Source organism: Ancylobacter tetraedralis (assembly GCF_014195655.1).
In the GTDB taxonomy this organism is placed as follows: Bacteria; Pseudomonadota; Alphaproteobacteria; order Rhizobiales; family Xanthobacteraceae; genus Ancylobacter; species Ancylobacter tetraedralis.
This window is the reverse complement of the sequence record NZ_JACICD010000006.1, coordinates 225,685-249,019: the sequence shown is the minus strand read 5'-3', so window position 1 is coordinate 249,019 and position 23,335 is coordinate 225,685. Positions and strand designations below refer to the sequence as shown.

At 65.1% G+C, this 23,335-nt stretch carries 17 protein-coding genes and 1 pseudogene; 16 read left to right on the top strand and 2 right to left on the bottom strand.

The window, feature by feature from the left end; all coding sequences use genetic code 11:
* Positions 1 to 38: 38 nt before the first annotated feature.
* A complete protein-coding gene (locus FHS55_RS16505; protein ID WP_183190869.1) occupies positions 39 to 1,277 on the top strand; it encodes an ArsB/NhaD family transporter in 1,239 nt (412 codons plus the stop codon).
* Between the two features lie 436 nt (positions 1,278 to 1,713).
* Here the strand turns inward: FHS55_RS16505 and aspT are convergent, their stop codons facing one another.
* Positions 1,714 to 3,396: an aspartate-alanine antiporter gene (gene aspT, locus FHS55_RS16500; RefSeq protein WP_183190868.1), complete on the bottom strand. Its 1,683-nt coding sequence runs from the start codon at positions 3,394 to 3,396 to the stop codon at positions 1,714 to 1,716.
* Between the two features lie 351 nt (positions 3,397 to 3,747).
* On the opposite strand from aspT, the pseudogene FHS55_RS23510 reads away from it, so the two are divergent.
* The 10 genes and pseudogenes from FHS55_RS23510 to FHS55_RS16455 all read left to right on the top strand — a co-directional run.
* A pseudogene (locus FHS55_RS23510) lies at positions 3,748 to 4,233 on the top strand (transposase family protein); the annotation flags it as partial.
* Positions 4,216 to 6,357 carry a sensor histidine kinase gene (locus FHS55_RS23835; RefSeq protein ID WP_343056221.1) on the top strand — a complete coding sequence of 714 codons (2,142 nt, stop codon included), beginning with the start codon at positions 4,216 to 4,218 and terminating at the stop codon, positions 6,355 to 6,357. The pseudogene FHS55_RS23510 and the gene FHS55_RS23835, both read left to right, overlap by 18 nt.
* A complete protein-coding gene (locus FHS55_RS16490; protein ID WP_183190867.1) occupies positions 6,354 to 7,001 on the top strand; it encodes a response regulator transcription factor in 648 nt (215 codons plus the stop codon). Before FHS55_RS23835 ends, FHS55_RS16490 begins: the two co-directional genes overlap by 4 nt.
* A gap of 74 nt (positions 7,002 to 7,075) precedes the next feature.
* Positions 7,076 to 7,474, top strand: coding sequence for a response regulator transcription factor (locus FHS55_RS16485; RefSeq protein WP_183190866.1), 399 nt, complete (start codon positions 7,076 to 7,078; stop codon positions 7,472 to 7,474).
* 80 nt (positions 7,475 to 7,554) lie between these two features.
* The gene (locus tag FHS55_RS16480; RefSeq protein ID WP_343056208.1) at positions 7,555 to 8,319 is read left to right on the top strand and encodes a sulfatase-like hydrolase/transferase; all 765 of its coding nucleotides are present in this window, start codon (positions 7,555 to 7,557) and stop codon (positions 8,317 to 8,319) included.
* Positions 8,316 to 9,362 carry an HAD family hydrolase gene (locus tag FHS55_RS16475; RefSeq protein ID WP_183190864.1) on the top strand — a complete coding sequence of 349 codons (1,047 nt, stop codon included), beginning with the start codon at positions 8,316 to 8,318 and terminating at the stop codon, positions 9,360 to 9,362. Before FHS55_RS16480 ends, FHS55_RS16475 begins: the two co-directional genes overlap by 4 nt.
* A 104-nt stretch (positions 9,363 to 9,466) precedes the next feature.
* The gene (locus FHS55_RS16470; protein WP_246340218.1) at positions 9,467 to 11,008 is read left to right on the top strand and encodes an arylsulfatase; all 1,542 of its coding nucleotides are present in this window, start codon (positions 9,467 to 9,469) and stop codon (positions 11,006 to 11,008) included.
* A 77-nt stretch (positions 11,009 to 11,085) separates the two neighbouring features.
* Complete coding sequence (locus tag FHS55_RS16465; RefSeq protein ID WP_183190862.1) at positions 11,086 to 13,449, top strand: tetratricopeptide repeat protein; 2,364 nt, start codon at positions 11,086 to 11,088, stop codon at positions 13,447 to 13,449.
* 243 nt (positions 13,450 to 13,692) lie between these two features.
* Complete coding sequence (locus FHS55_RS16460) at positions 13,693 to 16,218, top strand: arylsulfatase (protein WP_425485825.1); 2,526 nt, start codon at positions 13,693 to 13,695, stop codon at positions 16,216 to 16,218.
* Positions 16,219 to 16,377: 159 nt separating this feature from the next.
* The gene (locus FHS55_RS16455; RefSeq protein WP_246340203.1) at positions 16,378 to 17,175 is read left to right on the top strand and encodes a hypothetical protein; all 798 of its coding nucleotides are present in this window, start codon (positions 16,378 to 16,380) and stop codon (positions 17,173 to 17,175) included.
* Between the two features lie 627 nt (positions 17,176 to 17,802).
* Here the strand turns inward: FHS55_RS16455 and FHS55_RS16450 are convergent.
* Positions 17,803 to 18,237: a lipid-binding SYLF domain-containing protein gene (locus tag FHS55_RS16450; RefSeq protein ID WP_183190861.1), complete on the bottom strand. Its 435-nt coding sequence runs from the start codon at positions 18,235 to 18,237 to the stop codon at positions 17,803 to 17,805.
* 468 nt (positions 18,238 to 18,705) lie between these two features.
* Here FHS55_RS16450 and FHS55_RS16445 point away from each other — a divergent pair, with 468 nt between their 5' ends.
* The 5 genes from FHS55_RS16445 to FHS55_RS16425 are packed head-to-tail and all read left to right on the top strand — an operon-like array spanning position 18,706 to position 23,328.
* Positions 18,706 to 19,395 (top strand): GntR family transcriptional regulator, encoded by a 690-nt coding sequence (locus FHS55_RS16445; RefSeq protein ID WP_183190860.1) that lies wholly within the window; start codon positions 18,706 to 18,708, stop codon positions 19,393 to 19,395.
* Positions 19,396 to 19,438: 43 nt separating this feature from the next.
* Complete coding sequence (locus tag FHS55_RS16440; RefSeq protein WP_183190859.1) at positions 19,439 to 20,413, top strand: TRAP transporter substrate-binding protein; 975 nt, start codon at positions 19,439 to 19,441, stop codon at positions 20,411 to 20,413.
* Between the two features lie 58 nt (positions 20,414 to 20,471).
* The gene (locus tag FHS55_RS16435; protein ID WP_183190858.1) at positions 20,472 to 20,972 is read left to right on the top strand and encodes a TRAP transporter small permease; all 501 of its coding nucleotides are present in this window, start codon (positions 20,472 to 20,474) and stop codon (positions 20,970 to 20,972) included.
* Positions 20,969 to 22,249, top strand: a complete 1,281-nt coding sequence (locus FHS55_RS16430; protein WP_246340202.1) for a TRAP transporter large permease — start codon at positions 20,969 to 20,971, stop codon at positions 22,247 to 22,249. The genes FHS55_RS16435 and FHS55_RS16430 overlap by 4 nt, the downstream gene beginning before the upstream one ends.
* 20 nt (positions 22,250 to 22,269) lie before the next feature.
* Entirely contained in the window at positions 22,270 to 23,328 is a 1,059-nt protein-coding gene (locus FHS55_RS16425) for an L-idonate 5-dehydrogenase (RefSeq protein ID WP_425485829.1), read from the top strand.
* Positions 23,329 to 23,335: the final 7 nt, after the last annotated feature.

The following is a 23,335-nucleotide window of genomic DNA, read 5'->3' as shown; positions in this document are numbered from 1 at the left end:
GTGTTTTACCCGTGCCACCGACCGATGCCCTTGCCCCCATGGACCTGACGCTCGCGATCTTCGTTCTGGTTTACCTCGCCATGGGCGTCGGCCATCTGCCGGGCTTTCGCCTCGACAGAACCGGTGCTGCCACGGTTGGCGCGATGGTGCTCATCGCGTTGGGGCAGATTTCGCCGGCGGCGGCGTGGGCCGCGGTGGACTATCGCGTGATCGGCCTGCTGTTCGGCCTGATGACGATTTCCGCAGCCTTCGTGGTTGCGGGTTTCTATGACTGGGTGGCCGTGAAAGTCGGCAACCTCAATGTCGGCCCCAAGGGGCTGCTGGCGATCCTGATTGCCGTATCCGGCGCCATGGCCGCTTTGCTGAACAAGGATGTCGTGGCGGTCGCGATGGCGCCGATCTTCTGCTCCATCTGCGTGGAGCGACGGCTCAACCCGCTGCCCTTTTTGCTCGGCTTCTGCTTCGCGGCCAACTTCGCCTCCGCGGCAACGATCCTCGGCAGTCCGCAGAACATGATCGTCGCCGAGACGCTGCATCTCTCCTTCGGCGGCTTCATGGCGGCCGCCGCGCCCGTGGCCGTGCTTGGCCTGCCCGTGATCTGGATCGTGATCGTGCTTTGCTATCGGGGCCGATGGGAACTCGCCGGCGACGCGCAACCCTCGACCGCCAGTGTCGCCACTGCGCCTGTCGCCCTCAATCGTGGCGAGACGGTCAAGACGTGCCTGGTCGCCAGTGCCGTCGTCGCAGCGTTCATCTTCAGCGACTTGCCCCATATGCTGATCGCCCTCATGGGCGCGAGTGTCCTGCTCGTCAGCCGGCGCTTCGCGTCGAGCAATCTGCTGCATCACGTCAACGGCGATCTCCTCCTCCTGCTGTTCGGACTGTTCGTCGTCAATGCGGCGCTCACGGCGACGGGGCTGCCGGAACAGGTTCTCGCCGGATTGCGGGGCATTGGCCTCAATCTTCACGACCCGCCGTCGATGCTGATCATCATGGCCGTGCTCAGCAACATTGTCGGAAACAACCCGGCCGTCATGCTGGTCGCCCCCTTTATCGGCGGCTCGCACGCGCCGGAAGCGCTGGGTGCGGCCATCGCGCTCGGCACGGGCTTCTCGTCGAGCGCGGTGATCTTTGGCAGCCTGGTCGGCATCATCGTCGCCGAGGAATGCCGCAAGCGCGGCATTGCGCTCAGTTTCGCCGAATTCGCACGCGCCGGCCTGCCGACATCCATTATCTGCCTGCTGATGGCTGCCGTCTGGATCCACCACCTCGGTTGAGGCCGATCGCCGGGCGTGACCCGTCGCGTGCGCTGCAGCCAGCTAATCGCGGCGCGCCACGTGCCGCCGCTAGGTCCGCACCACATAGACAAAGACAGCCATTGACCAACCGATCCTCGTGATGCCGCTTGTCGCGGTTCGCGGGGCGGGCAGGCGCGTGCCAATTTCCGGTTTGATCCGGCCCAATCCGAGCGTCGTGTTCATGATGAAGGCCGGACGACGCGCGGCGGCGTCAAGGTTCCCGGGTCTTCCAGACGCTGCGCCGGGCAGGGCGTATCCGCAGGGCGTGGCGGCAGGGCGTAGCGGTTCCTCTCGCGGCCTTCCTCATTGTCATCTGGCTGCCGCGAGCGTTTCAAGCCTGCCGTGCGCGGTGCGGCTGAACCGAGCCGGGCAGGAGACCAGACGAGACCGGTCACCCGGCGAGAGGCTCCTCTCTCTACAGCAGGGTCACGATGACGATGCCGCCGATGGTCAGCAGCGTGTTGGAGATGGCATAGGGAATTGTGTAGCCGAGCGCGGGAACCTGGCTTCCCGCCCGGTCGGCAAGCAGGCCCAGCGTCGCGGTGGAGGTGCCGGCACCCGCGCAGCAGCCAAGCACGAGCGCGTCATCGAAGCGGAACACGTATTTCCCTATCAGCAGCGCGAATACGGTCGGAACCGTCGTGACCAGCATGCCCCAGAGAAACAGGCTCGCTCCGACCTGCTGCACCCCGGCCACGAAGCTCGGTCCGGCAGTGATGCCGATCACGCCGATGAACAGGTTGAGCCCGACGACATTCATGAACCAGATGACGGCGGGAGGCACGTTCCCGAATGTGGGGAAGACCGACCGCTGCCATCCCGCCGCGATGCCGGCGAAGAGCACGCCGCCCGCGATCGACAAGGTCAGAGGCACCCCGCCCACAATTATGGCGGGCACGCCGATCAAGGCACCGGCAGCGATCATGAAGAACATCGCGCTGACATCGGTCTGATCGTCGGAAAAATCTGCCCGGCCGATCGCCCCTATCGATGCGCGTATCCGCTGCGGCTGACCGACGACCGTCAGAATGTCGCCCCGATGAATGGTCGTCTGGGGCAGGATCGGGATGTCCTCCCCCGTGGCGCCGCGGCGAATGCGGGTGAGGAAGATGCCGTGGGTCGGCGCCATATGTGCCAGTTCCGTCAGCGTCTTGCCATCGAAGGCACGCTTGGTGACCACGACGTCGACCCCGGCGACCGGCACGGCGAGAAGCTCCAGATCCTCGACCTCTTCCGTCCCGGTGGCAAAGAGGGCGCGGAGGCCGCTGCGGGAGCCGGCGACACTCACCACATCCCCCGTTTTCAATTCCGTCGCCTCCGTCGCGTCGATGACCTGCCCCGCGCGGCGGATCTGATCGAAGAAACAGCGGGAGCGGCCCGGGCCGGCCTCGATCTCCCCGACCGTCTGTCCGACCAGTGAGGAGGCCTCGCCTAGGCGATAGGTGCGCAGGACATAATGGTGCCAGGACGTTCCCGATCCGTGGCTCGTCCCTCCCATCCGCTTTTCATAGGCCCGACAGGCGGCCGCAAGATCGATGCGGAGCAGCCATGGTCCGATTTGGGAAATGATCAGGATCGGACCGATGGTGCCAAAGATGTAGGTCATGGCAAAGGCGGTGGAGAGCGCGCCGACCATGGACCGCGTCTCGTCCGGCGGCATGCCGAGAGCCTGGATCGCCGTGGTCGAAAGGCCGAGAGCCGACGAGGCGGTGGCCGCACCGGCGAACAGGCCGGCGCCGTAGCCGATGGAATAGCCAGCCAGCCGTGCCACGCCATAGGCGGTTGCCAGGGTGACCGCGCAAACGACCACGGCGAACAGCGCCTGCATCGCGCCGTCCTGCGCCACGCCGCGAACGAATTGCGGCCCGACGCGATAGCCTATTGCGAAGAGAAACAGCAGAAAAAAGACGATGGCGACGTTGTGCGAGATCTGGATGTGCAACTGCCCGACCAGAATGCCCACCAGCAGGGTGGTTGCGACCGTTCCCAGGCTAATTCCGCGATATTTGAAGGTGCCGAGCGGATAGGCGAGTGCCACGGTCAGAAACAGCGCAATCGCAGGGTGATCCCGCAATGTCGTTACAAACCAATCCCACATGCACGAAAGACCTACATTCTATGTCAAGAACCGTGTGAACAGATGAACGCATGGACGCGGGCTGCAACCGAGGCATGAGGGCGGGGAGCCGCGCCGGCGATCCTGCGGTGTCGCGGCAACGAAGTCAGTGAACTGCCTCAGGGCTTTCGCATCGACGTCCAAGAACGTGCGATTCTATCAGCAGCCGGACGCAGGGAAACCCGCGCACGGATCCAAAGTCGATATATCGCTGTTGGCGATATGTCCCGGCTCACGCCGCTGGCCTTCTGGTGCCCGAGCGGACCCGTGTTGAGAAGCCAGCCCGGCGAGTAAGTCTTGTTCCACATCACCTTCGCGCGGGTTGGCTTCGGCGAGTTCGCCTTCGTGCAGGTCGTCCGGAAAACAGGCCGGACCTCGGCGTCGGCCTTCCTCAGGGCCTTGATCCACGCGGTGCCGTACCCGATCCATACCGTTGTGACGGATGACGGTATCCAGTTCACCTTCCCGCCGCGCTATGCCGACGGGCCGATAGCTCGCCACATCACCCATATGTTCGACAGGCGATGCCGCGAGAACGGCTCCGAGCACCGCCTGCCGAAGGTGAAGCCCCCCCTGGACCAATGGCAGGTCGAGCGGATGAGCCGGACCATCCCGGAAGCGACCGTCACGCGTTTCCACTACGACCATCATCACCCGTTCGAAACGCATCTCGCCGACTTCGTCGCCGCCTGCAATTTCGGCCGGCGCCTGAAGATCCCGAGGGGCCTCACGCCCTACGAATTCATCTGCAAACGCTGGACTTCAGAGCCTTCGAAATTCATCCTCGATCCGATCCATCAAATGCCGGGACTGAACACCGAGGGCGCCGAACCCGGCGACAGCGCCTGTCGGCGTTCGTCGGTCGGTCCGAGAGCTGCTATCGTGCGCATCGGCCTGAGCGGGCATCACCAACGGCGCCAATGCATGATTGCCACGCGCACCTTCCGTGATCCGATAATCCATCCCCTGGTGGGCGAAGGAGTTCTGCCCCGGCCGGGAGGGTGTTTCCGGTTGGCTGGAAACGCCCTATGGCAGCGGCTTTCCTATCCCCGCGTGGCCAAGTCCAAGTACGGCGCGGTGACGCTGTTGGCTTTGCTGGCGGTGTCATCGGCCATCGTCGGCTCGCGCGCTTCGGCGGCCGAGCCGGCAAAACGTGTTCTGGTCCTCTATGACAATAACCGCCTGCTGCCCGCAAATGTGCTGGCCGATCAGGGCATCAACCAGGCGATTTCCGCCTCGAACGACAGCACGGTTGTCAGCGCCGAATTCCTCGACGCTCCCCAGTTCGACGGTGCGCCCTACAGGCGGGCCGTCACCACATTTCTCCGCGCCAAATACGCGGCGCATCCGCCCGATGTCATTGTCGCCGCCGGCGACGGCGCCCTGGGGTTCCTGCTCGATAACCGCCAGGAGCTCTTCCCGTCGGTGCCGCTGGTGCATATGGGCGTCGACGTGGCGTCGCTGCGCCGGAGGGAACCCCTGCCGGTCGACGTCGTTGGCGTGCCCGTCGCGTTCGACTTTACCGGCACGATCGAACAGGCGCTGAAATGGCACCCCAAGGCCAGTCGGCTGCTGCTGGTGACCGGCTCCTCCGAGCCGGATCGGCAATGGGAGGCGCGGCTGCGGGCCGGCGCGGGGCAATTCCAACAGCGGGTGTCGACCGAGTTTCTCGCCGGGCTGCCGACCGCTGTGGTGCTCAAACGCCTCGGTGAACTCAACGACGACGCGGTCGTATTCACGCCCGGCTATTTCCGCGATGGCTCCGGCCGCAGCTTCACGCCGCGCGAGGCGGCGGCGGAACTGGCATCCGTGTCGGGGGCGCCGGTCTACGGGCCTTACAACACCTTCATCGGCGCGGGTATCGTCGGTGGCTTCATGCCAAGCTTCGAGGAAATCGGGCGTATGGCGGGAACGGCGGTGGCGCGGCTGCTGGATGGCGCGGCGCCCGGAACACTGCAGCTGCCGAAGGTCATGCCGGTGGCGCTGAATGTCGACTGGCGGCAGATTCTGCGGTGGGGCATCGATCCGGATCGCGTGCCACGCGATGCGATCGTGCGCTTCAGGACGCCGACCTTCTGGGAAACCTACCGGGCGGAGGCGTGGATCGCCATCGGGCTGTTCCTGCTGCAGTCCCTCCTGGTAGCCGGGCTGCTGTTCGAACGGCGGCGAAGGCGGAAGGCCGAGGCTGCGGTCGACAAGCACCGTTTCGAGCTGGCGCATGCCTCTCGCCTTGCCACTGCCGGCGAGCTCACGGCCTCGATCGCCCATGAAATCAACCAGCCGCTCGGCGCCATCCTGAGCAATGTCAGCGCGGCCGAGCTCATGTTCGAGGCGGGCCCGGATCGCATCGACCTGGAGGAAATCCGGCAGATCCTCGGCGATATCCACCGCGACACCATCCGCGCCAGCGAGGTGATCCGCCGCTTGCGCGCCCTGTTGTCCAAGCACGACGTCGAGCGCAGGTTGATCGACCTCAACGAATCCCTCGGCGACATGGCGATAATCCTGCGGGCCGAGGCACAGCGCCGGAGCGTCGCGCTTGTCGTTCGCCCTTCGGCGCAGGCGCTTGAGGTTCTCGCCGATCGGGTTCAGGTCCAGCAGGTGCTGCTCAATCTCACGCTGAACGCCATAGATGCCGCCACCGGCGCAGCGGTCGAGCGCAGAACGGTCACGGTTTCGGCCGCGGAGCGGGCGGGAGTCGCGACGATAACCGTTCGCGACCGTGGCCATGGCATCGCCTCCGAGCATATGCCCCGGCTGTTCGATTCCTTCTTCAGCACCAAGCGCACCGGGATAGGGTTGGGCCTGTCCATCGTGCGCACGCTCGTCGAGGCGCAGGGCGGCACGGTCAGTGCTCGAAACGAGCCGGGCGGAGGCGCGGCCTTCGAGGTTGAGTTTCCCCTCGCACGCGCCGCCCCCGGCTCGCCGGGAGAGAGACCATGAGCGACCGCGCGCAGGTCCATATCGTCGATGACGATGCCTCGTTGCGCATCGCGCTCGGGCGTCTGCTGAATGCCGCGGGGTTCGACGTGCACGGCTATGCCTCCACCGGCGAGTTTCTGCTGAACCGGCCGGACAGCCGCCATGGCTGCCTGCTGCTCGACGTCCGCCTGCCCGGACCGTCCGGCCTCGACCTTCATGAGGCGCTGGCGGGACAGGGTATCGACCTTCCCGTCATCGTCATGAGCGGGCATGCGGATGTACCCTCCTGCGTGCGGGCGATGAAGGCCGGAGCGGTCGATTTCCTGGAGAAGCCCATCGCCTCTCAAATCCTGCTGGATGCCGTAGGCCGGGCCCTCGCTCTCGACCTCCAGAAACGTGCCGTGCGCGATGAGGAGAACCAGCTGGGCCTGCTCTTCGCGTCGCTGTCGCCGCGTGAACGCGAGGTATTCGAACGGGTGGTCGCCGGCAAGCTGAACAAGCAGATTGCCGACGAGCTTGGCATTGCCGAGCGGACCGTGAAGGCGCAGCGGGCCCATGTGATGGAAAAGCTCGGCGTCGGCTCGGCGGCGGAGCTCGGCCGTATCGCCGAGCGCATCCTTCACGGCCGCGACGAGACGGCGAGAGCGGGCGACGTGTTCCCTTAAGGGCAGGCGCCCATGCCCGCCGGCCCAATGGTCCAGTAATGTCAAAGCCGCGATGGTAGCGCCGGGAGGATCCCATGAGCGCTGCCGTGAAGGTGATCGTCATCGAGGACGATGACGGTCTGCGCCGTGCGTTGCAGCGCCTGCTCAATGCCGCGGGCTTCGAGTGCGTTACCTACGCCTCGGCGGAGGCCCTGCTGCATGAAACCCTCGACCCCCGAACCTGCTGTCTGGTCTGCGATCAGAATCTGCCCGCCATGTCGGGTCTCGAGCTGCTGGCCACCCTGCATCAGCGAAAGATACGGGTGCCGCTGGTGCTGATGACGGCCTTCGACACACCGGGTCTGCGCGCGCGGGCCGATCGCGGCGGTGCCGCCGGCTATCTCGTAAAGCCGTTCTCGCGTTCCGCGCTGGTGGAGGCCATTGGCTCGGCCATTGCCCTTTCGGGCAGCCCGGTTCGCCCGTCGGTCCAATAGCCGCGCGGATCGCCGCACGCGATGGTGCCGCCTGCGCCCTGAGAATGGGATGCGAGCGATACGGAACGTGGGAGGCCGGCATGGCCCATCTCTTCAAGCCCGCATGGCGCGATCAAGCGCTCGTCGGCCTCGTCCTCAAAAAGCTGGAGGACATGGGCCAGCTCGACAACACCATCGTCGTCTTCACCACCGACAACGGCGCGCCGCAGGTGACCTTCCCCGATGGCGGCGTGACGCCGTTCAAAGGCCAGAAGGGCGGCTCCTGGGAAGGCGGCTTCCGCTCGCCGATGATGAAGAAGCAGATCGAGGCGGGCGCCTATCCCGGCATCGTCAAGACCACGCTGGACGGCTTCGACCCGTCGAAGCTGCTGCTCGGCACATCGGACAAATCGGCCAGAGAGGCGTTCTTCTTCTACTCGGGCGCGACTCCCTCGGCCGCGCGCTTCAAGAATTGGAAGATGTACTACGACATGACGGAGGAAACCGCCGCCGGCTGGATCCTGCCGCGGGTGCCGTTTCGCATGACGCTCGTCCAGAACATCCAGCGCGATCCGTTCGAACAGGCGGTTGGCATTGACCAGAAGACGGTCAACGGCATCGGTGGTGCGCTCGGCAGTCCGCTCACGGCCTATATCTACGACTGGAACATCCTGCCGATCGGGCAACAGCTCTGGTGCACGGAACTGATGTCCTACAAGGCTTTCCCGCCCATGCAGGCGCCGGAAACCTCGAACCTCGACGGCCTACTGAGACAGGTGCAGTCCGCTGGCCACCCTAGCGACCGATCGACCCGTTCGGCAGGGCGCCCTTCATGGGTTGGCCAGCCCAACGCGAGGCGTTCATGAAGCCTTCTTCCATCTCACGCCGGTTCTTCGGGGGGCTGTTCGGGGCCGTCTGCGCGCTTGCCCTGTCGAGCCTGCCAGTCATGGCGCAGGACGGCGCGGCGCCCGATCCGCTGGCCTCGTGGAACGATGGCGCGGCCAAGCAGGCCATCACCGACTTCGTGCGCGACACCACCACCGCCGGGAAGCCGACATTCGTGCCGCCAGCCGAGCGGATCGCCACCTTCGACCAGGACGGCACGCTTTGGGTCTCGCACCCGATCTATACGCAGGTTGTCTACTGCCTCGAGCGCGTGCCGGCGGTGGTGGCGCAACGGCCGGAACTCCGGAACGTCGAGCCGTTCAAGACGGTGCTGTCGGGCGACCGCGCGGCGATCGCCCGGTTGTCCACGAAGGATCTGGAGAAGATCCTCGCCGCCACGCTGTCGGGCATGTCGGTGGAGGATTTCAACGCTGACGCGGCGGCCTGGATCGCCCGCGCGAAGCACCCCAGGTTCGACCGGCTCTACACCGACCTCGTCTACCAGCCGATGCTGGAACTGCTCGGCTATCTGCGCGCCAATGGCTACAAGACCTACATCGTCACCGGCGGCGGCCAGGATTTCGTGCGCGTCTACTCCGAGCGCGTCTATGGCATCCCGCCCGAGCAGGTGGTGGGCAGCGCCGGCGGCACCAAGTTCGGCTATCGGCCGGACGGAACGCCGTTCCTTACCAAGGAGCCGAAGCTCCTGCTCAACGACAACAATGCCGGCAAGCCCGAAGGCATCCACCTGATGATCGGCCGCCGCCCAATGGCGGCCTTCGGCAACTCCACCGGCGACCGACAGATGCTCGAATACACCACGGCCGGCCCCGGCGCCCGCCTCGGCATGCTCATCCTGCACGATGATGGTCCGCGCGAATTCGCCTATGGCCCGGCGCGGGGACTGCCGGACACCCGGATCGGAACTTTCCCGCAGGCGCTCTACGACGAAGCCGGCAAACGGGGATGGGTCGTCGTCAGCATGAAAAACGACTGGAAACGCATCTTCGCCTTCGAGCGATAGGGCGGGGGAGAAACGACATGAGGAGAACAACGATGAGAAACAGGCTCCTATCTCCCGCGCTAGCGGTGATCGCAACGGGGGCTGCGTGCCTCTGCGCGGTGCCGATGGCGCGCGCCGCCGATGCCAAGCCGAACATCGTCGTCATCATGGGCGACGATATCGGCTGGTCGAATATCGGCGTTTACAATCAGGGCATCCTGGCGGGCCGCACGCCCAATCTGGACCAGCTCGCCAATGAGGGCATGCGCTTCACCGACTACTATGCCGAAGCGAGCTGCACGGCCGGGCGCGCCAATTTCATCACCGGCGAGCTTCCCGTCCGCACCGGGCTGACCACGGTCGGACAGGCCGGCTCCCCGCTGGGCATCCCGGCCGAGGCCGTCACCCTCGCGCAGGTGCTGAAGGCCGAGGGCTACGCCACCGGCCAGTTCGGCAAGAACCATCTCGGCGACCTCAACAAGTTCCTGCCGACGGTCCACGGCTTCGACGAGTTCTTCGGCTATCTCTACCACCTCGACGCGATGGAAGACCCGGCGCATCCGAACTACCCGCAGGCGCTGAAGGATGTGGTCGGCCCGCGCAACATGGTGCATTCCTGGGCGACAAGCGTTGACGACACGACCGAGCAGCCGCGCTGGGGCAAGATCGGCAAGCAGAAGATCGAGGATGCCGGCACGCTCTATCCCGAGCGGATGAAGACGGTCGACGACGAGATCCTCGCCAAGACACTGACCTTCATCGACAAGGCCCGGGCCGACCGGAAGCCCTTCTTCGTCTGGCTGAACCCGACGCGTATGCATGTCGTCACGCATCTCTCCGACAAGTACGAGGCGATGCGCAATTCCGAGAATGGCTGGAGCGAGCAGGAAGCCGGCATGGCCCAGCTCGACGATATCGTCGGCTCGGTGATGAAATATCTGAAGGACAACGGTCTCGACGAGAACACCATCGTCGTCTTCACCACCGACAATGGCGCGGAGAACTTCACCTGGCCCGATGGCGGGCAGACCCCGTTCGCCGGCGGCAAGGGCACCGCGCTGGAAGGCGGCTTCCGCGTTCCCGCCATGATCCGCTGGCCCGGAAAAGTCCCGGCGGGCAGAATCGAGAACAGCATCGTCTCCGGTCTCGACTGGTTCCCCACCCTCGCGGCCGCCGCCGGCAACCCTGATGTGACCGGCGAATTGCTGCAGGGCAAGAAGATCGGCGACGACACCTTCAAGGTGCATCTGGACGGCTACAACCAGATGGACCTCATCACCGGCAAGGGGCCCTCGAAGCGGCATGAGATCTTCTATCTCACCGAGTCGACGCTCAGCGCCGTGCGCATCGATGACTACAAGTACCGCTTCACGGACCAGCCGCAGGGCTGGCTGGGCGCGACGGTGAAAGTGGACTGGCCGATCCTGGTCAATCTCCGGCTCGACCCCTATGAGCGCACGGGCATGCCGAACGGTGGCACCGCCGGTTCGCTCGCCTACTACAACTGGTTCGTCTACCAGTTCTGGCGCTTTGTCTTCGTCCAGCAGGAAGTCGGCAAGGCCGCTCAGAGCTTCATCGATTTCCCGCCCATGCAGAAGGGCGCGAGCTTCAACCTGCAGGCGGTGAAGGAGCAGATCGAGCGCGCAATCGCCGTGCAGAAGCAATAGCATCGACGTCACAGCCCCATCCCGCGGCGAGACATCCGCCGCGGGATGGTTCCTCCGCACCGTTTCGGGATCCCGCAATGAATCTCCTGCGCGCGGCGGCGCAATGGCTTGACGGCACGCAGGGCGCGGTGGCCGGTGCCGCATTCGCTTCGCTGATGATGCTGGCTGTCGGCTGGGCGCATGGACAGGTTGTTCCGCCTCCTCTCGCCCCCGGTGCGGTCGGCATTCTGTCGCCCTCGGCGCCGACCGGGACGGTCGGCTCGGGCGCCTGCGCGGCCTGCCATGCGGCGGAGACGACCGCCTGGCTCGGCTCGCACCACGCCAAGGCGATGGCGCAGCCGACAGCCGAGACCGTGCGCGGCGACTTCAATGATGTGCGGGCGGAAAACCATGGTTCCACTGCCCGCTTCTTCCGCGACGGTGCGCGCTACATGATCGAGACCGAGGGGCGCGACGGCAAGAACACGGTTTTCGAGATCAGCAACACCTTCGGCTGGGAGCCGCTGCAGCAATATCTCGTCACTTTTCCGGACGGCCGGGTGCAGGCGCTGCCCTGGGCCTGGGATACGCGGCCAGCGCAGGACGGCGGTCAGCGCTGGTTCCACCTCTATCCCGACCAGCCGATGCAGGCCACCGATCCGCTGCACTGGACCCGCTCCCTGCAGAACTGGAACTTCATGTGTGCGGAGTGCCATTCGACGACGGTGACGAAAGGCTACGACGCAACCGCCGACCGCTTTCACACGACATTCTCGGAGATAAGCGTCGGATGCGAGAGCTGCCACGGCGCGGGCGGCGGCCATGTGGCGTGGGCCCATGCCGGCGCCTCGCCGGATGTGGCCGGGCGCGGCTTCGCCTCGGTGGCGGCAAGCCGGCCGGCACCCGACTGGGCGCCGGACCCCGCGACCGGCAGTCCCGCCCTTGGCGTCAGCCGTCCCGCCGGCGACGAGGTCGAGACCTGCGCCCGCTGCCATTCCCGCCGGGGCACCTTCTCGGAGAACTGGCATCCCGGCCGCCCGCTGACCGACACCCACATGCCGGCCCTCCTCACGCCCGATCTGTTCGAGGATGACGGGCAGATGAAGGACGAGGTCTTTAACGACCACTCCTTCAAGCAGAGCAGGATGTACGCGAAAGGCGTGGTGTGCAGCGACTGCCACGATCCCCACTCCGGCCAGCTCAAGGCGCCGGGGGCGGCGGTCTGCGGCCAGTGCCATGCGCCCGAGCGCTTCGCCGCGACCGCTCATACCGGCCACCCGACCGGGCCGAAGGCGCCGGACTGCATCTCCTGCCACATGCCGGAGCGCACCTACATGGTCGTCGACCGGCGGCACGATCATTCGTTCCGCATCCCGCGCCCGGACCTGTCGGTGGCGTTCGGCACGCCCAACACCTGCAATGCCTGCCACGCCGACAAGACGGCCGGCTGGGCGGCGGAGGCGATCACGCGCTGGCACGGGCCCGACCGCAAGGGCTACCAGGGATGGACGCAGGCCATGCATCTCGCCCGCACCGGCAATCCGCTCGCGCGGGAGATGCTCATCAAGCTCGCCGCCAACCCAGACGTGCCCGCCGTGGCGCGAGCGACGATGATTGGCGAATTGCAGGCGTTTGTCTCGGTCGCATCGGATGAGGCGATACGGAAGGCATTGTCCGATCCCGATCCGCTGGTGCGCGTCGCGGCGTTGCGGGGGCTTTCCGGGCAACCGCTCGAGACACGCTGGCGCCGCGCCGCGCCCCTGCTCGCCGACCCGTCCGCGGCGGTGCGGATCGAGGCCGCGCTGCGGCTGGCCGATCAGCCTCCCGCCAGCTTGCCAGCTGCCGAGCGGACACGGCTGGAGGCGTCCTTCGCAGAGTATGAAGCGGCCCAGCGCCTCAATGCGGACCGGCCGGAAGCCCGCTCGAACCTCGGCAGCTTCTTCATCCAGCGCGGGGAGCCGGCCAAGGCGGAAGCCGAGCTGGTCGCTGGCTTGAGGCTGGAGCCGGGGGCGGCCCCGCTCGCCGTGAACCTCGCCGATCTCTACCGCGCGCAGGGCCGGGAGGCGGACGCCGAAAAGGTGCTGCGCCGGGCGATCGAGATGGCGCCGGAAGCGGGCGCGGCTCGCCATTCCCTCGGTCTCGCGCTGATCCGGCAGAAGCGCTACGACGAGGCGGTCGACCAGCTTGGACGCGCGGCGCGCCTCGACCCGGCGCAGGCCCGCTACGCTTATGTCTATGCCGTTGCCCTGCAATCGACCGGCAGGGCCGGCGATAGCCGAAACATCATCGCCGACGCGCTCGCCCGCAACCCCTATGATGCGGGACTGGTGACGCTGGCCCTGCAGGAAGCACTGCGTGCCGGGGACAAGGCCCGCGCCGCCCCGCTTGCCCGACGGCTGTCGGATCTCCAGCCGGACAATGCCGATATCGCACGCCTCGCCGCGCGGCTTGGTGCGCACTAGGACATATGCCGATCAGAATTCATGGCGTTCAGACCGGATAAATCGTTTTAGATCATTGAGGTGGAGCCTTATATTCTCGTTCTGAACGCCCAGCCGGGCGTAAAAATTCAAGGTGCACTGCAATACGTTTCGCGGTTTTATTTGCTGCAACACAGAAGAGAATATCAGCGTTCTTACGACTGCCGATCTTCAGGATTTCGCGATAGCCATTACTCGCTATGCCGGCATGAACAGGAAGGGGCGATGATGCATATGTCTCTGAGTCTTATGGGCCTTGTTCGGGCCGCCGTTGCGGCGGGGGTGCTTGTCGCGGGGCTTCCGGCAGACGCCCAGACCATCACCGGCACCCCGGGCTCGCCGGACGCGACCGTCACCATCGATGGGCGCTATCTGCCGAACCCGCCGCTGCCTTTCGGCGGCACGATCAACCTCAATGCCATCGATTCCAAGCCCTACTGGCCGGCCCGCGTGGTGCCGCCCAAAGGCGCGCCGAACGTGCTGCTGATCATGACCGACGACGTCGGTTTCGCCGCACCTTCCACCTTCGGCGGCGTCATCCCGACACCGGCGCTGGACGAGATCGCCAATAGCGGCCTGCGCTACACGCAATTCCATTCGACCGCGCTGTGCTCGCCCACCCGCGCCGCACTCATCACCGGACGCAACCACCATTCAGCCGGGTTCGGCGTCATCTCGGAGACGTCGACCGGCTTTCCCGGCTATGACAGCATCATCGACAAGAATACCGCCACCATCGGCCGCATCCTGCAGGACAATGGCTACGCCACGTCGTGGTTCGGCAAGAACCACAACACCCCCGCCTTTCAGGCGAGCCAGGCCGGGCCCTTCGACCAGTGGCCGGGCGGCATGGGCTTCCAGTATTTCTATGGTTTTGTCGGCGGTGACACCAGCCAGTGGGAGCCGAACCTCTTCCGCAACACCACGGCGATCTATCCCTATGTCGGCAAGCCCGGATGGAACCTCACCACCGCGATGGCGGATGAGGCGATCGGGCACATCAAGATGCTGAACGAGGTCGATCCGTCAAAGCCGTTCTTCGTCTATTACGTGCCCGGCGGCACCCATGCCCCGCACCATCCCACCCCGGAATGGGTGGACAAGATCACCGACATGCATCTGTTCGACAATGGCTGGAACGCCTTGCGCGACCAGATCTTCGCGAACCAGAAGAAGCTCGGCGTCATCCCGCAGGATGCCCAGATGACCCCGTGGCCGGACCAGTATCTCAAGAAATGGGATGTTCTGTCGGACGACGAGAAGAAGATGTTCATCCGCCAGGCCAATGTCTACGCCGCTTATCTCGCCTATACCGACCATGAAATCGGCCGCGTCATCCAGGCGGTGAAGGACGCCGGCAAGCTCGACAACACGCTGATCGTCTATATCTCGGGCGACAATGGTTCGAGCCCCGAGGGCTCGCCGATCGGCACGCCGAATGAAGTGGCGCAGTTCAACAGCGTCGAGGTGCCGGTCGCCGACCAGCTGAAGTACTTCTACGACGCATGGGGCAGCGAGAAGACCTATCCGCACATGGCGGTGGGCTGGACCTGGGCCTTCGATACGCCCTACCAGTGGACCAAGCAGGTCGCCTCGCATTTTGGCGGCACGCGGCAGGGCATGGCGATCTCCTGGCCCGGCCGTATCACCGACAAGGGCGGCATCCGCAGCCAGTTCCACCATGTCATCGACATCGTGCCGACCTTGCTGGAAGCCACCGGCATTCCCGCGCCGGTCTCGGTGGACGGCGTCGCCCAGAAGCCGATCGAAGGCGTCAGCATGGCCTACACCTTCGACAAGGCCAATGCGAACGCCCCGACAACGCACAAGACCCAGTATTTCGAGATGTTCGGCAATCGCGGCATCTATCACGACGGCTGGTATGCCAACACGACGCCGATCTCGCCGCCCTGGCTGCTCGGCGCCACGCCGAACCCCGATGTGGTGAATGCCTATAAATGGGAGCTCTACGACCTCGGCAAGGACTGGACCCAGTCCAACGACATCGCCAAGGACAATCCCGCGAAGCTGAAGGAGCTTCAGGACCTGTTCCTTGTCGAGGCGGCAAAGTACCAGGTGTTCCCGCTCGACAACTCGCTGGCCACGCGGATGGTGACGCAGCGCCCGAGCGTGACGGCGGGCCGCTCCAGCTTCACCTATAGCGGCTCTCTCACGGGCATTCCGATGGGCGACGCGCCGCAATTGCTGGCGACCTCCTACAGGATCACCGCCGATGTCGACGTGCCGGCGGATGGCGGCAACGGCATGATCCTGACCCAGGGCGGCCGTTTCGGCGGCCACGGCTTCTACATCCTCAACGGCAAGCCCGTTTATGTGTGGAACCTGCTGGATCTCAAGCGGGTGCGCTGGGAAGGCAAGGACAAGCTCACGCCCGGCAAGCACCAGCTGGTCTTCGACCTGAAATATGACGGCCTCGGCTTCGGCACGCTGGCCTTCAACAATACCAGCGGCATTGGCCGCCCGGCCTCGGCCACCCTCTCGGTCGATGGCAAGGTCGTCGACACCCAGAAGATGGAACATACCATCCCGATCATCCTGCAATGGGATGAGACCTTCGACATCGGCGCCGATACCGGAACCCCGGTCGACGACGCCGATTACAAGGTGCCCTTCGCCTTCAACGGCACGCTCAACAAGGTGACCGTCGATATCGACCGTCCGCAGCTCAGCGCGGCGGACGCGAAGAAGCTCCTCGAGGGAATGCAGCGGAGCAACACGTCGAGCGAATAGTGCTCTCGACGGGTCGCTTTCGACCATGAAGCTGGGACCGGCGGGTTTCCTGACGCAAAGTGTCAAGAGAGACCCGCCGTCTCGCCTCAGGCTTTGAACGAAGCCTGGTAATCCCGATGGCGAAACGTTGGGGCATTCAATACCGGTGGGGGAAATCGCATGCGTAACGTCTGTATCATCGGTCTTCTCGGCGCAGTTCTCATGGGCAGCACGGCGGGTGCCGCCGACATGGCGCAGGTTTCGCCCGTGGTGAAGGCCCCCGTCCCACCTGCCGACGACTGGCGCTTCCAGGCGACGATCTATGGCTGGGCAACGGGGCTGAACGGCAATGTCGGCGTGCGCGGCCTGCCGCCCGCCAGCGTCGACGTTTCGGCGATCGACGCCTTGACGAGCCTGGATGGCGCCCTCATGGGGTCGTTCTTCGCGCAGAAGGACAAGTGGAGCTTCCTGTTCGACCTCATCTATGCCGACCTCTCCCAGGGCGCCACCTTCGGCCCCCTGAGCGCCACGTCGGCCAGTCTGGGCATGACGCAGGTCATCGTGCAGGGCGTCGCCGCCCATGAGCTGCCGCTCGGCCTGCCCGACAATGTCGCGCTCAGCGGCACGGTGGGCTTCCGCTACCAGCACCTCAGCAGCGATTTCAGCCTATCCAATCCCTTCACTCCCTTGGGTGTCGACGTCAGCGGCACGAAGGACTGGATCGACCCGACTGTCGGCCTCTTCCTGCAATACAAGATCAACGACAAGTGGTTCGTGAACGCCCTCGCCGATGTCGGCGGCTTCGGGGTCTCGTCCAAGATCACCGCGCAGGGCTTCGCCTCGCTCGGCTACATGTGGACACCGGCCGTCTCGACGGCCCTTGGTTACCGTGCCATCTACACCGATTACGAGGACGGCGGCTTTGTCTACGACGTCACCCAGCACGGCGTGTTCATGAGCCTTGGCTATCATTTCTGATATCTGGTGAAGACTGGAGACCAATGCCGGCGCGGCCCGAGGGGCATGCCGGGTCTCAGTTGAATGCTCAACGGTTGCTTTGGCGCAACACGGCCGCTCGTGGCCTCGCTCGGCGTTTTCATCCACCGTCTCGACACGGTCTATGACGACAGCCCGGCGGGGCGGTATCCATTCCCCCGGCAGTATCTCAGCCGCGCAGCTCGGGCGAGAACTTGTTCGTCGTCTTGCCCGTCACAGCCCCATTCTCTCGGGCCCGTCGGGTGGCCGCATTGGCGGAAAATGCCTGTTATTTCGCGCCCGCTCCTCGTCCGCCCGAGGGGGCTTGGCGACACCTCAAGGTGCCGTCGGCCGTGCCCGTCATTCCTCGTATCCAACGTCGGGGAACGGAGCCACCCAAGCGCCAGAGGTCCCCGCGCTTACAGATGGGGCATGGACGCGCGGCCTCCCTTACGGCCATGAAGTGGTTGTCGGTGAGAAAAATAGTCTCACCGACAACCACTTCATGCGCCAATCGTTCTCGTCATCGTGCCCAGCGTGCGCTCGGAACCGCTGAACCGCAGGCGATGTCGATGGGCGGATGAGGCGTGGGCGGCGTTCATCGAGGGCGCCGATAGGCCATGCAAATCCTCACTTCAGCGACAAAGCCAGTCCGCTCAAATCAAGGCTGACGATGACGCCCTTTTGCTCGCCGGCTAGCTCCAGAATGGCGCCGTTCTGGTTCGTGAGGACGACGACTTGCGCGCCCTTTCCGAGGGCTGCGCCAGCGCCGCCCTGGGCATAGACCCCGGAAACGTCCGACGCACGTCGGATATTCTTGACCGTTCCATGAAGTCGCGTCTCGGAAGCGCCGAAGGTGAAGCCATAACTCAGCCCCCCCACCGAGAGGGGATATTTGCGGCCCTGAAACGTCAGTACGCCGTCTCCGGCGGATCCGCCGACCACGAACCCGGCCTTCAAGATACGGATGCTGATCGAGCCGTCAGCGGCGCTCGCCATCGATACGGCGCCGATGAGCGTTGCCAAGGCGAGGAGCCCGACCCTTAGTACCGACAAAGCTTTCATCGACGAGACCTCCCAAACTAGAGCGATGTGCCATGTTGCCCATCGTCAGATAACGCTCACACTGGCGTTTCGTTGCTCGACAATCAACCGGTAGATCGGACGCGTCTTCGGTGCGCCAAGGCGCATGCAGCGTGCCCGATTCCTACTCCGGCGGCTCGTCGGGGCATCGGTCCGCCGGCCTGCAGCGCACGCCACCATGAGCGAGCGGACCTGGCGGACGTCAGCAATGGGGCGGGACCGCCATAATCCCCACGAAGGAAGCCCTTCGGTTGCGGTCATCCGAGAGCGGCCAGCTGCGCGCGCTTCAGGGCAGGGGCCGATTACCCTCGAGCCAAGGGGCATGGTTCAGCCTGCGCGTCGACGACGTATGGACGAGCCGCCTCCCGTCGCTCGGGCATCCGCGGCAGCAGGCTCTCTTGACTTGTATGGTAGTATGCAAGATGGTGCGCATGGGTAGGGAATACGCAGATGCAACTCGCCGGATTGGATGCCGCATCGCTCAAGACGGTACGCGTGAGCGTCGTCGATCAGCTCTATGCGACCCTGCGCGGCGCCATCATCGATAATGACCTCAGCCCCGGCGCGCGGATCTCCGAGACGGAAATCGCGCAGCATTACGGCGTCAGTCGCCAGCCGGTTCGCGAAGCGTTCATCAAGCTCGCCAATGAGGGGCTCCTCGAAATTCGCCCCCAGCGCGGCACCTTCGTCGCGAAAATCTCCCGGCCCGCCGTCATGGATGCCCGCTTCGTGCGCGAGGCTGTCGAAGCCGACATCGTCAAGTTGCTGGCACAGGCACCCGAGCCGGCGCTGATCGCGGATCTGCGCGATCAACTGGTCCGTCAGCGCCAGATTATCGGCGGCTCGGCCCGGGACTTCATGGAGGCTGACGAGGCCTTTCATCACACGCTTGCCGCCGGTGCCGGCAAGGAGAACGCCTGGCGGGTGATCGTCGAGATGAAGGCGCAGATGGACCGTGTGCGCTTCCTGTCCAGCATGCACTTCTCGGTCGCCCGCCTGGTCGATCAACACACGCAACTGGTCGATGCGATTGCGGCGGGCGATGCCGTTGGCGCCGAGCAGGCCATCCGCTTTCACCTGCGGGGCATCCTTCAGGACCTGCCGATCATTGAGCAGGAGCACCCCGAGTATTTCCGCTGACCCTCCGGCTCCTGGCCGGAAATCAAGAAACGAGGAGGAAACCATGATGTTCAAGACAATCGCGCGACTTGCGGCCACGTGTGCCGCCCTCACGCTGCTCGGCAGCGCCGCCATGGCGGATGTCACCCTCAAGCTCGGCCACCTCGCCAATGAGGACAATATTTGGCACAAGGCCGCGCTGAAGTTCGGCGAAGAAGTTCAGGCCCTCTCCGATGGCCGTGTGAAGGTTCAGGTCTATCCCAACGAGTCGCTCGGCAAGGAGATGGACCTCATCAACGGCATGCAACTCGGCACCGCCGACATGACGATCACGGGCGAGAGCCTGCAGAACTGGGCGCCCAAGGCGTCGCTGCTGGCGCTACCCTATGGTTATCGCTCGCTGGAGCACATGGACAAGGTCGCCTCCGGCGAGATCGGCAAGCAGATCGAGGCCGAGATCATCGAGAAGGCGAGTGTGCGCCCGCTCACCTATTTCGCGCGCGGCCCGCGCAACCTTTCCGCCAACAAGGAAATCAAGACGCCGGACGAGCTGAAGGGCTTCAAGCTGCGCGTCCCGAATGTGCCGATCTTCGTCGCGGCGTGGCAGGCCATGGGCGCCAACCCCACGCCGATGGCCTTCTCCGAAGTGTTCACATCGCTGCAGAACGGGACCATCAACGGCCAGGAGAACCCGCTCGCCCTGTTCAAGTCGGGCGGCTTCTACGAGGTGCAGAAGGTCATCAACAAGACCGAGCATGTCCGCTCCTGGATCTACCTCGTCATCTCCGAGAGGACCTGGAACAAGCTGTCGGACCAGGACAAGGCGGCCGTAACGGAAGCCGCCAAGCGTACGCAGGTCTATGAGCGCGCGCTGTTTCTCGCCGACGAGGCGGCGCTGGTGAAGGATCTGGAAGGTCGCGGCGTGAAGTTTGTCGATGTCGACAAGGAAGCGTTTGCCGCCAAGGCTCGCGATGCCGTGATCAAGGCCGTACCCGCCTCCATTCGCCCGCTCGCCGAGCAGATCTTCAACAGCAACTGACACGTCCGTGCCGGCCGGCTCCACCGGTGAGCCGGCCGGTCCGCGCGCGGAGGCATTCATGACACGTCTGTTCAAAGGACTGGAGGGGCTGTGCCGCCTCCTGATCCTGGCGGCATTCCTCGTGCTGTCGGGCTCGGTGCTGCTGCAGGTGTTTGCCCGAACCTTCCTTGCCTCCGCCCCTGTGTGGACCGAGGAACTGACCCGCTTCTGCCTGATCTATATCGGCGCCCTCGGTGCCGGTCTGGCGCTTCGCAGCGGTGACCTGGTCAATGTCGACCTTCTCTGCGAGAGCATGCCGGGTCGTCAGCCCTGGATAATGCGGCTCCTCTGCGCGCTGCTCACCGCCGGCTTCGCCCTGGTTCTCATCCCCCCGGCCTGGGACTACACCTCGATCGGCATGCGCCAGACCGCTCCTTCGCTCGGTTGGCGCATGGATTTCATCCACGCCGCCATGCTGGTCCTGTTCGTCACCCTCGCGCTGTGGGCGCTGATGCGCGTCTACGAGATGCTGTCCCGTCGTCATGACGGTCGCCCAATTCCGATGTCAGGGGACGAATGATGGGCCTCACACTGCTGCTTTGCACCTTCGTGGTCGGGCTTGCCATTGGCCTGCCGGTCGCGGTCACACTCGGCATCTCCTCGATGGCCTATCTCGTCTTCGCGGACATCCCCCTCGTGGTGATTCCGCAGAAGATGTATGCCGGCATGGACAGCTTCGTGCTGCTCTGCATCCCCGGCTTCATCCTGGCCGGCAATCTCATGAACTCCGGCGGCATAACCGAACGCATCATCCGCTTCGCCAACGCGCTGGTCGGCTGGATGCGCGGCGGCCTTGCGCAGGCGAATATCGCCGCCTCGATGTTGTTCGGCGGCATTTCGGGTACCGCGGTGGCGGACGTCGCCTCGGTCGGCGGCATGATGATTCCCGGCATGAAGAAGGCGGGGTATTCCGCTGCCTTCTCGGCGGCGGTCACGGCGGCCTCCTCGACCGTCGGCCCGATGATCCCGCCGAGCGTGCCGATGATCATCGTCGGTTCGCTGTCCGGTCTTTCGGTCGGCAAGCTGTTCCTGGCAGGCGCGGTGCCCGGCGTGCTGATGGGGCTCGCCATGATGGTCACCACCTATTTCCTCGCGAAGAAGCACGCCTTCCCGCGCGAGCCGTTCAAGGGCCTGCGCGAACTGTTCACCTCCTTCGCGGGTGCGATCTGGGCCATCGCGATGACGGTTCTGATCGTCGGCGGCCTGCTGCTCGGCATCACCACGCCGACCGAAACGGCCATCGTCGCCTGTCTCTATGCGGTCGTGGTGGGCCTCTTCGTCTATCGCGAACTGCCCGTCAGCCGGATTCCGAAGATCATCATCGACAGCGCCATCAGTTCGGCGGGGATCCTCGTGCTGGTCGGCACGGCCAATGTGTTCGGCTGGATCCTGGTGGCCGAGCGCATTCCGCAGATGCTCGCCGATACCGTGCTGTCGATCACCGACAACAAGTTCGTCGTCATCCTGCTGATCAACATCCTGCTGCTGTTCGTCGGCATGTTCATGGAGACGATCGCGGCGCTGATCATCCTGTTCGTGCCGCTGCTCACGCTGGCGACCGCGGTCGGCATCGATCCGCTGCACTTCGCCTGCTTCGCCGTGCTGAACCTGATGATCGGCCTGACCACGCCGCCCGTCGGCGTATGCCTGTTCGTGGCGGCCAATATCGCGCGGCTGCCGCTCTCTCCGGTCATCAAGGCAATCGTGCCCTACATCCTCACCAACATCATCGTCCTGCTGATGGTCAGCTATTTCGCCCCGCTCGCGACCTGGCTGCCCAACCTGCTGATGCCGTGAGGTCTGTCATGAGCGATGAAATTCTCAACCGCGTGGTCCGCCTCCATGCGCAGGACGACCTGCGGATCGAAACCCTGCCGCTCGCCGAACTTCAGGCCGGCGAGGTGCGCGTGTCCGTGCTGGCCGGCGGCATCTGCGGCTCGGACCTGCATTACTGGCACGAGGGCGGTATCGGCACGATCCGCGTGCGCGAGCCGATCATTCTCGGCCATGAGGTGGCCGGCCGCATCGAAGCGCTGGGGTTCGGCGTGGAGGGGCTCAAGGTCGGCCAGCTCGTGGCGGTCAACCCCTCGCATCCCTGCGGGGAGTGCGAGTTCTGCCGCAAGGGCCTGCCGCGCCATTGCATGAACATGCGCTTCAAGGGCTCGGCCATGTACCTGCCGCACGAACAGGGCATGTTCCGCGATCACCTCGTCATCGGCGCTGCCCAGTGCCTCCCGATGCCGGAGGGGGTCTGCGCGGGCGCCGCCGCGTGCAGCGAGCCGCTCGCCGTGTGCCTGCACGCCGCCAATCGCGGCGAGGCGGTCTCTGGAAGCCTGAAGGGCAAGACCGTGCTGGTGACCGGTGCCGGGCCGATCGGCGCGCTGTGCGTCGCGGTCGCCCGCCAGCGTGGTGCGGCCGAGATCCTTGTCACCGATATTCAGGACGCGACGCTCGTCATTGCCCGCCAGATGGGCGCGGACCACATCGTCAACACCGCCCGCGAGCCGGAAGGCCTTGCCCGCTGGCAGGAGGGCAAGGGCAAGGTCGACCTGGTATTCGAGTGCTCGGCGGCGGCGGCGGCGATCCGCGATGCGGTCAGCGTGCTGCGTCCGCTCGGCACGCTGGTACAGGTCGGCGTCGCCGGCCCGACTCCCCTGCCGCTCAACGTGATGGTGGGCAAGGAAATCCTGTTCGTCGGCTCGCAGCGCTTCGACAGCGAGTTCGCCGAGGCCGCCGAACTGATCGGATCCGGTGCCATCGATCCGCGCCCGATCATCACCTCGACCTATCCGATCGGCGAGGCGCTGGCGGCCTTCCACGCGGCCTCCGACCGCTCGGCCTCGGTCAAAGTGCAACTTGCCTTCGCTGCCAGCTGACGGCACG

What these genes read in the sequence shown, in the direction of transcription:
- FHS55_RS16430 (WP_246340202.1), top strand. Translation starts at nt 20,969, where the DNA reads ATGATGGGCCTCACACTGCTGCTTTGCACCTTCGTGGTCGGGCTTGCC.
- FHS55_RS16470 (WP_246340218.1), top strand. Translation starts at nt 9,467, where the DNA reads ATGGCGCGCGCCGCCGATGCCAAGCCGAACATCGTCGTCATCATGGGC.
- FHS55_RS16435 (WP_183190858.1), top strand. Translation starts at nt 20,472, where the DNA reads ATGACACGTCTGTTCAAAGGACTGGAGGGGCTGTGCCGCCTCCTGATC.
- FHS55_RS23835 (WP_343056221.1), top strand. Translation starts at nt 4,216, where the DNA reads ATGCCGGGACTGAACACCGAGGGCGCCGAACCCGGCGACAGCGCCTGT.
- FHS55_RS16445 (WP_183190860.1), top strand. Translation starts at nt 18,706, where the DNA reads ATGCAACTCGCCGGATTGGATGCCGCATCGCTCAAGACGGTACGCGTG.
- FHS55_RS16455 (WP_246340203.1), top strand. Translation starts at nt 16,378, where the DNA reads ATGCGTAACGTCTGTATCATCGGTCTTCTCGGCGCAGTTCTCATGGGC.
- FHS55_RS16450 (WP_183190861.1), bottom strand. Translation starts at nt 18,237, where the DNA reads ATGAAAGCTTTGTCGGTACTAAGGGTCGGGCTCCTCGCCTTGGCAACG.
- aspT (WP_183190868.1), bottom strand. Translation starts at nt 3,396, where the DNA reads ATGTGGGATTGGTTTGTAACGACATTGCGGGATCACCCTGCGATTGCG.
- FHS55_RS16460 (WP_425485825.1), top strand. Translation starts at nt 13,693, where the DNA reads ATGATGCATATGTCTCTGAGTCTTATGGGCCTTGTTCGGGCCGCCGTT.
- FHS55_RS16465 (WP_183190862.1), top strand. Translation starts at nt 11,086, where the DNA reads ATGAATCTCCTGCGCGCGGCGGCGCAATGGCTTGACGGCACGCAGGGC.
- FHS55_RS16440 (WP_183190859.1), top strand. Translation starts at nt 19,439, where the DNA reads ATGATGTTCAAGACAATCGCGCGACTTGCGGCCACGTGTGCCGCCCTC.
- FHS55_RS16485 (WP_183190866.1), top strand. Translation starts at nt 7,076, where the DNA reads ATGAGCGCTGCCGTGAAGGTGATCGTCATCGAGGACGATGACGGTCTG.
- FHS55_RS16490 (WP_183190867.1), top strand. Translation starts at nt 6,354, where the DNA reads ATGAGCGACCGCGCGCAGGTCCATATCGTCGATGACGATGCCTCGTTG.
- FHS55_RS16505 (WP_183190869.1), top strand. Translation starts at nt 39, where the DNA reads ATGGACCTGACGCTCGCGATCTTCGTTCTGGTTTACCTCGCCATGGGC.
- FHS55_RS16475 (WP_183190864.1), top strand. Translation starts at nt 8,316, where the DNA reads ATGAAGCCTTCTTCCATCTCACGCCGGTTCTTCGGGGGGCTGTTCGGG.
- FHS55_RS16480 (WP_343056208.1), top strand. Translation starts at nt 7,555, where the DNA reads ATGGCCCATCTCTTCAAGCCCGCATGGCGCGATCAAGCGCTCGTCGGC.